Genomic DNA, 2,688 nt, shown 5'->3' on the forward strand with positions numbered 1-2,688 from the left:
GGCCCGAGCCGATTCCGTCGATCCGGCGGGGGCGGGGCCGCGACGCCTGGCCGATCGGGGGCGGGGGCGGCGGCGACGCCGGTCCGAGCGGGGGAGGGGCCGCGGCGCGTCACGGCCGGCCGCGGGCGGTGACGCGGGGTGACGCCGGCCGGGGCGAGGACGTAGCCTGCACGTGGTCCACGTCACCTCCGGGGGGTCCGAGGCGGCCCGCGGCGGGAGGCGGACCTGACCGGCGGCGTCGTGCGACGCCGCGCCGCCCGCGCGAGGAGTGCCCAGGATGACCCCGTCCCCCTCCGTCCAGGAGTCCTACACCCGAGGACCCTCCGACGTCCCGATGCTCGAGCAGACGCTCGCCCAGAACCTCGACGACGCCGCCCGCCGCTCCGGCGCCCGGCCCGCCGTCGTCGAGTGCGGCCCGGACGGGGACCCGGCCACCGGCCGCTCCTGGACCTACGAGCAGCTGCGCGAGGAATCCGTGACGGTGGCCAAGGCCCTCATGGCGGCCGGCTACGAGCCGGGGGACCGGATCGGGCTGTGGAGCCCCAACGTGGCCGAGTGGACCTCGCTGCTCTACGGCGCCGCCCGCGCCGGCGTGATCCTCGTGAACCTCAACCCGGCGTACCGGGCACACGAGCTCACCTACGTGGTGGAGCAGTGCGGCATGCGCGGGCTGGTGGTGGCCCCGGCCGACTTCCACCAGGACCGTCCCGACATCGCCCGGGACGTCGCCTGCGGCGGCTGCCCCGAGCTGCGCCAGCTGATCATCCTGCCGACCGCCGGCCCGATCACGGCCGAGTCCTACGCCCACGCGGTGGACGGCGTGCTGGACTGCCGGCCGGAGCCCACCCCCGTCTCCGAGGGCACCTGGAGCGCCTTCCTCGCCGGCGCCGACCGGGTCTCGGACGAGGAGCTGGCCGCCCGCGAGTCCACCGTCTCGCCGGAGGACCCGGTGAACCTGCAGTACACCTCCGGCACCACCGGGTTCCCCAAGGGCGTGACCCTCACCCACCGCAACCTGCTGAACAACGGCTTCCACATCGGCGAGCTGCTGGGGTACACGCAGGAGGACACCGTGGTGATCCCGGTGCCCTTCTTCCACTGCTTCGGCATGGTGATCGGCGTGATCGCGGCCGTCTCGCACGGCTCGCTCAGCGTGATCCCGGCCCGCGGCTTCGAGCCGGTGTCCACGCTGCGGGCCGCGGCCGCCACCCGGGCCACCAGCCTGTACGGCGTGCCCGCCATGTTCATCGCCATGCTCGCCCGTCCCGAGGCGGACGAGCTGGACCTGTCCACCCTGCGCACCGGCGTGATGGCCGGCTCCACCTGCCCAGTGGAGGTCATGCGCCGGGTGATCGACCGCTTCCACATGACCGAGGTGGCCATCTGCTACGGCATGACCGAGACCGCGCCGGTGTCCACGATGACCCGCCGGGACGACTCCCTCGAGGTGCGCACGCAGACCGTGGGCCGCACCATGCCGCACGTGGAGACGAAGATCGTGGACCCGGTCTCCGGCGAGGTCGTGCCCCGCGGCACCACCGGCGAGCTGTGCACGCGCGGCTACTCGGTGATGCGCGGCTACTGGAACGACGAGGAGAAGACCGCCGAGGTGCTCGACGCCGAGGGCTGGATGCACTCCGGCGACCTGGCCTCCATGGACGAGGACGGCTCCGTGCGCATCGAGGGCCGCATCAAGGACCTCGTGATCCGCGGCGGCGAGAACATCTCCCCCCGCGAGGTGGAGGAGTTCCTCTACACGCACCCGGACATCCAGGACGTGCAGGTGGTGGGCGTGCCGGACGAGCGCTACGGCGAGCAGCTCATGGCCTGCCTGATCATGAAGGACGGGACGCGGCCCCTCACCCCCGAGGACGTGCGCGCCTTCTGCGAGGGGAAGATCGCCCACTTCAAGATCCCGGCCCACGTGCGGGTGCTCGACGCGTTCCCCATGACCGTCTCCGGCAAGGTGCGCAAGGTGGAGCTGCGCGCCGAGGGCGCGAAGCTCGTGGAGGGCGGCGACCGGGACTGACCGGACGGCGGGGGCCGGGCCCTCGGACGCGCCCGTGCCTGCTGGACGGCCGTCCGCCCTGCCGCGCCCCCGGCCGGCCCCGCCCTCACGCCGCCGGCAGCGGCAGCACGTCCCACACGGTGCACACCGCGTGCGGGGCCGCGCCCAGGATCGCGGCGCGATAGGCCGTGGACCACGCCCGCGCGTCGGGCTCCCGCAGGCGCCACACGCCGCCCGTGAGGATCGCGTCCACGAAGTCCGAGGTGTCCGTGGGGGTGCCGTCCTCGGCCACGCCGGGGCTGCGGCGCAGGGAGGCGCCCAGCTCCCCGGCGAGACCCACCGCGTAGAGCTCGGTGCCGTCCGCGTCCAGGACGAGCCCGCAGTCGTCCTCGAAGGCCGTGATCCAGGCCGTCGCGTGCCGCATGGCCGCGTCCGGGTCGGCGTGCTCGGACACGATGAGCACGGAGCCGCGCACGCCCGGGCGCAGCGGGCCGGGGGTCCCGGGGCCGTGCGGCTCCGACTCGCGCGGGGCGAGGCCGGTGTGCGGGCGGGGCTCGAAGGCGGTGGTCATGGCGGTCTCCTCCACGGTCGGGGACCGGGTGCGGCCCCGCGGTCGCCGCACCGGCCGGCGCGGCACCGCCCACGCTAGGAACGGGCCCCGTCGCGGCCGGGGCGGGGCC

The 2,688-nt window shown here is 75.1% G+C and carries 2 protein-coding genes; one reads left to right on the forward strand and one right to left on the reverse strand.

Annotation, left to right across the window (positions count from 1 at the left end; genetic code table 11):
• The first annotated feature begins 277 nt into the window (after positions 1-277).
• Complete coding sequence (locus NWP10_RS11440; protein ID WP_258300989.1) at positions 278-2,029, forward strand: AMP-binding protein; 1,752 nt, start codon at positions 278-280, stop codon at positions 2,027-2,029.
• Between the two features lie 85 nt (positions 2,030-2,114).
• Here the strand turns inward: NWP10_RS11440 and NWP10_RS11445 are convergent, their stop codons facing one another.
• A complete protein-coding gene (locus NWP10_RS11445) occupies positions 2,115-2,579 on the reverse strand; it encodes a hypothetical protein (RefSeq protein WP_258300990.1) in 465 nt (154 codons plus the stop codon).
• Positions 2,580-2,688 lie beyond the last annotated feature (109 nt).

The organism is Micrococcus sp. HG099 (assembly GCF_024723355.1).
In the GTDB taxonomy this organism is placed as follows: domain Bacteria; phylum Actinomycetota; class Actinomycetes; order Actinomycetales; family Micrococcaceae; genus Micrococcus; species Micrococcus endophyticus.